This is a genomic window from Ancylomarina sp. (assembly GCF_041555295.1).
Taxonomy (GTDB): domain Bacteria; phylum Bacteroidota; class Bacteroidia; order Bacteroidales; family Marinifilaceae; genus Ancylomarina.
In genome coordinates this window covers 1-7,271 of record NZ_JBFFKR010000178.1, presented here as the reverse complement: position 1 = coordinate 7,271, position 7,271 = coordinate 1, and the positions used below count along the sequence as shown (strand labels likewise).

The 7,271-nt window shown below is 35.5% G+C and carries 5 protein-coding genes and 2 pseudogenes; 1 reads left to right on the top strand and 6 read right to left on the bottom strand.

All coding sequences use genetic code 11. The features are described from left to right. Positions 1 to 449, bottom strand: a pseudogene (locus ABY905_RS11995) (imidazolonepropionase); the annotation flags it as partial. Between the two features lie 318 nt (positions 450 to 767). Here ABY905_RS11995 and ABY905_RS11990 point away from each other — a divergent pair. Next, complete coding sequence (locus ABY905_RS11990) at positions 768 to 2,363, top strand: YfcC family protein (RefSeq protein WP_372644187.1); 1,596 nt, start codon at positions 768 to 770, stop codon at positions 2,361 to 2,363. 226 nt (positions 2,364 to 2,589) lie between these two features. Here ABY905_RS11990 and ABY905_RS11985 read toward each other — a convergent pair whose 3' ends face one another. The 5 genes and pseudogenes from ABY905_RS11985 to ABY905_RS11965 all read right to left on the bottom strand — a co-directional run. After that, positions 2,590 to 3,351, bottom strand: coding sequence for a hypothetical protein (locus tag ABY905_RS11985; protein WP_372644185.1), 762 nt, complete (start codon positions 3,349 to 3,351; stop codon positions 2,590 to 2,592). A gap of 108 nt (positions 3,352 to 3,459) precedes the next feature. Then, positions 3,460 to 3,969 (bottom strand): lipid-binding protein, encoded by a 510-nt coding sequence (locus ABY905_RS11980; RefSeq protein ID WP_372644183.1) that lies wholly within the window; start codon positions 3,967 to 3,969, stop codon positions 3,460 to 3,462. A gap of 26 nt (positions 3,970 to 3,995) precedes the next feature. After that, the gene (locus ABY905_RS11975) at positions 3,996 to 4,697 is read right to left on the bottom strand and encodes a BT_2262 family domain-containing protein (RefSeq protein WP_372644180.1); all 702 of its coding nucleotides are present in this window, start codon (positions 4,695 to 4,697) and stop codon (positions 3,996 to 3,998) included. A 14-nt stretch (positions 4,698 to 4,711) separates the two neighbouring features. Next, positions 4,712 to 6,214: a SusD/RagB family nutrient-binding outer membrane lipoprotein gene (locus ABY905_RS11970; RefSeq protein WP_372644178.1), complete on the bottom strand. Its 1,503-nt coding sequence runs from the start codon at positions 6,212 to 6,214 to the stop codon at positions 4,712 to 4,714. Between the two features lie 22 nt (positions 6,215 to 6,236). Beyond that, a pseudogene (locus ABY905_RS11965) lies at positions 6,237 to 7,271 on the bottom strand (SusC/RagA family TonB-linked outer membrane protein); the annotation flags it as partial.

The window sequence follows — 7,271 nt, the reverse complement described above, 5'->3', positions numbered from 1 at the left end:
ACAGCTCCAGTACCCATTCCAATAATCTCGTGAAGGCGCTCCATTGCAGATTCATAAAGCTCCTCTTCAGTAGCCTCGTGCATACGCTTAGCAGAATTTAAAATTCCACCACCACGTTTTGCAATCTCTTCGTAAGAAAGACCTTTGATTTTATCGGTATACTCAATCTCGCGAGAACCCGCATAAACCAAGTGTGTATGTGAATCGCAGAAAGATGGGAAAACCATACGACCTGTTGCATCGATTTCTTGCATCATATCAGCACCTTCCACCTCATCAAAATTTGGCAAAGCAGACATGGCTCCAAAGTCTTCAATCTTGCCTTCGTCAATTAATAAAAAGGCATTATCAATGCAGTTTAGCTTAGCCATATCAGCACCAGCGACCCACTTTCTTGGCTCATCTTCAACCTGAACCAATTGTTTTATATTCTTAATAAGTAATTTCATTCTATAGTATTCAATTATTAATTAGTGATTAACGACTGGCAACGATAAGTCACAAATCGACAAATGTTAATTGTAAATTGCTTTGCGAAATTAGGAAAAATGAAACAATATTACACCCCTAATAGAACTAAAAATCATCAGAATGCAAACCTTTTCGATAACATACAAAAGCCAGCTGATTATCTACTCAATATTGGCTGTATTCTATGGAATGTTTCTATTTTTACAGCTCAAATTTATTAGACCTGAAATGTGAAAATATCAAGTCGCCTAATCAAGCTCATTTTTCACATCTCAAATCTCAAATCTTTACAGAATATGTTTAAAAAAGTACCTCACACTTACGTTATTGTATTTGCAATAGTGATTCTCTCTGCCATCTTAACCTGGATTATTCCAGGCGGCGAATACGACCGAACTGTTGTAAATGTTAACGGCACCGATCGTTCGGTCATTATTCAAGACTCATACCATCAGGTGGATAATAGTGGACAGAGCTGGGAAGTTTTCTCTTCATTTTTTAAGGGCTTTGTCGATAAAGCAGATATCATCATGTTTATTCTGATTATTGGTGGTGCCTTTTGGATTATGAATGCCAGTAAGTCGATTGATGTGGGGATCTACTCCTTTCTGGAGTTTACCAAAAAGCTCGAAAAGAACAAGTTTATTCGGAAAATAGGCGTCAATAATATTATTCTGACGCTGATCATGCTCATATTCTCCGTCTTTGGAGCCACCTTCGGAATGAGTGAAGAAACAATAGCTTTTACCATTATTTTTGTACCTATGGCAATTAAGATGGGATACGATTCCATTGTAGGTGTTGCCATTTGCTTTGTTGCAGCAGGTTTAGGTTTTGCTGGAGCATTATTGAATCCATTCACCATTGGTATTGCACAAGGCTTATCTAATCTTCCTTTGTTCTCAGGTATTGAGTACCGCCTGTTTTGTTGGTTCGTGATTAATATTATTGGCTTCACATTCATCTTGCGCTATGCGGCTAAAGTTCGCAGAAACCCTGAAAGTTCATTGGTCTACACCGACGATAACTACTGGAGAAAGCACCATGCATCAGACGTTGAAAACATTGAATACTATACGCCTGTTTCGGCTTGGGTGACTTATATCATTCTACTTGTTGGTATGGTTGGTTTCTCATTCTATTACCCACAAAGCACATTAAAAATTGGTAACTCGGAAATGACGACTTACGTTCTTCCTTTTGTTACAGCCTTATTTGCACTATTGGGATTTATGTCTTTACGTAAATCGGTTCACTTCTTTATACTCAACCTTCTTCTATTCACCATTATCTATCTAATTGTTGGTGTTATGGGTTACGGTTGGTATATCATGGAAATCTCTACTCTATTCTTTGCAATGGGTATTTTCTCAGGTATTGCTTACAGTAAATCAGCTAACGATATCACAAAACTATTCCTTGAAGGTGTTAGTGATATTCTATCTGCTGCTCTTATCGTTGGTTTGGCTGGTGGTATCCTAATCGTCTTGGAAGAAGGTCAAATCATTGACTCTATCCTATTCTACATTTCAAAATCAATGAACGATTTTGGTAAGATTGCCTCAGTGGGTATGATGTACTTTATCCAGAATGTGATTAATGTGATCATTCCATCTGGATCAGCTAAGGCGGCTTTAACTATGCCTATGATGTCACAGTTCTCAGACTTGATTGGAGTATCGCGTCAGGCAACTGTTATGGCATTCCAGTTTGGTGATGGCTTTACCAATATGATTACACCAACCTCAGGTGTTTTAATTGGTGTTTTAGGTGTTGCTAAAATCCCTTACGACAAATGGGTGAAATGGATTGGTGGATTTATGGTCATTCTTCTATTACTAGGATTCTTACTTCTGATTCCAACAGTAACTATGGAGTTGAATGGGTTTTAATTAAGCGTTCCTAAAATATAATAAAAACCGAAACGAGATTGATTCCCGTTTCGGTTTTTTAATATCAAAATTCCGGTATGATATTAAGTTTATACTCCTACTCCGTTATGCTAACAAAAGGAATGAATTCTTTTAGGATTAAAACAGAACTTAAATAGTTTATTTATGAGGTTCCATATTGAATTAGGTTCATACAATAATTTCATCGCACAAATACCAAAATTAATTAAAGATCTAATTTCTCTTCATTAATAAATTTCACCAATTCTATCAGAAATGCTTTATCCTTCGGTTTCACTTTTTGCTGACTACAATACATTTCTATTTCTTTATTATTTTTAAATTGTTTCTTAAACTTACCTTTGCTTTTCTCTAGCTTTATTAAATTACCATCAACAAACAAATAGAAGTATTCTTGTTGAATAATCTTATCATCTCTACTTCCAGAATTAGTAATAATATTAAAATCAGCACGCTCAACCTTAACTTTAGGCTGACAAAGCAAAGAATACTTACCATCCACTATGATTTGATAAAATCCATTAGTAGAAGATTTAACAATATTTTCAGTAACAAAAACCTTAGCTGTTTCTTTCAATAAAATACGCTTGATACGATAAGTTGGCAATACCAAAGTATCTTCCTTCGTTTTTATTTCTAATACATTATTACTTAAATCTATTCTGGTGTTTAGATCACGCAAAACAATACTATCATTCATTAAATAGATATCCGTTTCGGCCCAATCATCATCCAAATAAAAAGAACCTAATAGCCGTTTCTGGTAGGCTATTTCATTTATTTTTGATGTTTTACTTACACCTCGAGAAAAAGGGGCAGCAGATGTTCCACCTACAACAATAACCTTTTCTTGAGCAGAAAGGGATAAAGTAGATATAAAGAAAGTAAGAATCAGAAAAACTCGATAAATGAATAAAATGGATTTTGACAATCGATAATACTTTTCTGAAATAGGTTTTGTTTTCATCACGATTGATTTAAATAAAAAATACACCTTAAGTTAATCAGAATAATTCTAATAAAAAAAGAGCTAAATTCGAAAATTCAGCTCTTTAATAATTAAGACATTATAAGACTATTCGTGCTCATCCTCAAGGAAACCTGTTCTTCTTACACCAGCTACAATGGCAGTTGTTGGATCTAACTCTCCTGTATCTGGATCAATATCATTATAAGTAATTTCAAAGTAGATACTGTCAGTAACATTACCAGCTGCAGTCGTTCCTGCCCCAGGTAAAACTTTACCATTTTTAATATCAACTGTTATTCCATAATACAACTCATCAGCGGCTTCAGCTGAAAATGTATTATTTCCAGTATTACATTTGATAACGCTTTTAAGTCCCCAAAAATTATCATCATCATCAATCCACATTTCAGTACCATTATCAGCAGCAGTATTAAATGTACTAATTTTAGAGTTCGAAGCCCATATGTCACCATCAACAGTGTAAGTTACATACCATTCACCTGCCAGCATCCCGCCAACAGAGGTGTACTCTGTCTTGTAGTCCTTAATAGTGTCGTTAGGATCACAAGCACCAAGAGCTACAACCATAGCTAATAAAATATATCTTAGTTTCATAAATTTAATTTTTAAGTGAATTACTACTAATTTTTTGTTAAAGTAATAGCAAAATCATAGTGACCTAACCACATGAAGTTGTAAGTGAATACACCTGTCGCAACATCATAATTCCAATTAATCACCTCATCTGCCGGGTCACCCCATGGATTTGAGGATTCAATATGATGAAACACTGTAGGTGAAACCATTTCCAGATAACCCGTAAATGCATAACCTGCGCCATAGCCATACCCAACGTTATAAAAACCAGCAATCCAATCGCTAATATGATATAATCCAGGCACAGAAGTTGCAGTTAAAACAACTTCATTGCCAGCAAAACTGCGAGTCGCATCATTATTAGTATCTAATCTAAAAACATCTCCTGTGTAAGTTCCAGAAATATCTGTAGCAGATAAACCAGCAGAATAAACCACAACTTTTCTTGAAACAGAACCTGCATACCCATCAGAATTAACAGCAGAATATGTCAAAGTATAACTACCAATATTGTCTATATCAGGAGTTGTCGCAACAACTGTAGATGCAACATCTACACCTGCTTCAGTAGCAGTGAATCCAGGTTCAATCCAAGGGGTACCCTTCTGGTGAAAAACAATGTCATCACCTTCCAACACAATAGTCACATAAGAAGTGAGTGTTGAAACATCTTCCGATTCTTTATCACAAGAAGTAACTCCGAAAAATAAAGTCAGAAGAAAACTATATAATAATATTTTTTTCATAATTGTATATTTTATTATTTAGCCCACCAAACTTTTTCAGTTACAGCAACTTTTGCAGGCGTATTAGGATTACGGTTAATTTCAATATCTGGAAATACTAAACGCTTAGGAAACTGACCACCGGTAACACCTTCCAAAGAATAAGTAAATTGACCCGCAACATATGAAGGATCTGAACCTGGAACAGCACTCACTTTAGGATAACCTGTTCTGTTTTGCTCAAAGAAAGATTCAAGAGAATGTGAACCTACACATGATATCCATTTTTGAGTAATAATAGCTTCAATCTTCTCTTCTAAACTACCTGCAGCCGGGTATTCATATTGACCACCAGCAGCAATAAAAGGAGTAGCATCTAAGTCGTATTCATCATATTGGGAATCAAAAGCAAATTGTCCAAATGCAGCAGTAACACCAGCATCATACATTGCTTTAGCATCACCAGTAACACCATAACGTTCGATAGCTTCTGCTTGCATAAAGTAAGATTCTGCAGCAGAAATAAAACGAACTGGCTCAATAGGTGATTGTTTTGCTACTGAAGGTTGATCAGGATCAATTTGAGTAGAAGAAGCATTAAACTGACCTTGGTACATTGCAAATTGTCCTCCCGAACCTGGTTTATAAATCGCATCAAGTCTGGTATCACTATTTGACAATAAGTAAGACATTAAGGTATTACTTGCTCTTAAGTTTGTAGCTACATTCAACTGACGGAAGTTATACTCAAAGAAAGGATTACTCTTATCTGGGGCATCTTCAAATTGAGACATAGAAGCATCTTCTCCAAGGAAACCTATACCATTAGCAAAAACAGCTTGAACTCCAGCTTGAGCTTCAGAAGGTGAAGCATTAACCATTCTTAGATACATCTTCAATTTCAAAGTATTTGCAAATTGCTTCCATTTTGTAAGATCACCTTCGAATAAGAAATCTCTTTTGCCAGGAACAGTATTTGTTGCAGCAGCGAAATCTTTAGTTAAAGCAGTATCGATAGATGCAATTAATTTGCCATAAATAGCTTTTCCATCTTCATAAGCAGGGGCCAGATTAGCGTCTCCCTGGAAAGCCTCATCATAAGGTAATTGGTCATACAAGTCAACCATAACCTGATAATTATAAGCTTTCATGACAGTACCTAATAGAAAGAAAATCCAATTTTCATCTTCTTCTGACTTATTAATTACAAACGTGTAATCGTTCAAAGCACCTGAAAACATTTCAGAAAATGAACCATTATAACTACTTGATGTTATATTATACTGATCAACTGATTTATACTGATTTGCGGCATTCGATTGAGTCCAGTGTTGAGACCACATACCACCAAGAACTGCATATTCACCCCCAACACGAACAGCAGTAGAAGCAACAGCAGAAGGGAAAACTAATTCCGGAGTACCCACCTCAGCAGGAGGATTATTTGGATCAATATTTACTTCCAAAAAATCCTTTTCACAGCCCCACAATAACGTAAGCATTGCCAGACTAAAAATATATGTTGTTATTTTTCTCATTATACTAGTTTTTATAGGTTAGTTAAAATGCAGCCTTTAGAGATAGACCAAAGGTTCTCACAGATGGTCCACCTGCAAATTCACCAAACTCACTTCGTAAATCATTTCCGTAAGTAGACCCTTCAGGATCGATGAAATTATTCTCTTTAGGCGTCCAAATAAACAAGTTTCTCCCATATGCAGTTAACGACAACTGAGTAAATGGAGTTTTCTTCAACATATTCTCAGTAAAACTATAAGACAATGTTAAATCTCTCATTTTTACGTAAGTTTTATCTAAAACATGCTCACGAGAAATCGATTTATTATTAGTCTGATTCCAATATTCGTTAATTCGTTGCTTACCAACTGCTGTTGTATTTTCAGAATACGTTCCGTCAGCATTCTCAATTACTGAGCCAGGAACGATAAAAGGGTTACGATCATTATAAGTCGTTTTAGTCGCATTACCTACAAAGTAATTCAAACGAGCGGTATAAGAATACATTAGACCACCTTGACGGTAATCAAATGAAAAACCTAAATTCCAGTTCTTATATTTGAAATTATTAGTTAATCCCATTTGGAAATCACTTTCAGCATTTCCATAAACTTCTTTTTCGTCAGCTTCCAATGGAATACCAGTATCAGCAGAAACTATAATATTTCCATCTGGATCTTTTTTAGCGGCATGGCCTTTGAATACACCAATTGGCTGACCTACTACAGCATTAAATTCGATACCATAAGCTGAATAAATCTCGTACTTATCAAGACCGTCAGGTAATTCAAGAACTTTATTTCTATTGTTCGAGAATGTCCAGTTTAAATCCCATGTAAAGTCAGAAGTTTGAACTGGTACTAAGCTCACCTGAAGTTCAATACCTTTATTCTCTACTTTACCAAAATTCACAACCTTAGATGTAAAACCAGAAGTAGAAGCAATATCAACAGGAAGAATCTGACCGTCAGTCTCTTTGCTATAGTAGGCAAAATCAATACCAATTCTACTATTAAAAAAACGTGCATCAAGACCAAATTCAAACTCTCGAGTAATCTCTGGCTCAAGAATAGAGTT

Coding starts and splice junctions, on each gene's coding strand:
- ABY905_RS11970 (WP_372644178.1), bottom strand. CDS start 6,214: ATGAGAAAAATAACAACATATATTTTTAGTCTGGCAATGCTTACGTTA.
- ABY905_RS11985 (WP_372644185.1), bottom strand. CDS start 3,351: ATGAAAACAAAACCTATTTCAGAAAAGTATTATCGATTGTCAAAATCC.
- ABY905_RS11990 (WP_372644187.1), top strand. CDS start 768: ATGTTTAAAAAAGTACCTCACACTTACGTTATTGTATTTGCAATAGTG.
- ABY905_RS11975 (WP_372644180.1), bottom strand. CDS start 4,697: ATGAAAAAAATATTATTATATAGTTTTCTTCTGACTTTATTTTTCGGA.
- ABY905_RS11980 (WP_372644183.1), bottom strand. CDS start 3,969: ATGAAACTAAGATATATTTTATTAGCTATGGTTGTAGCTCTTGGTGCT.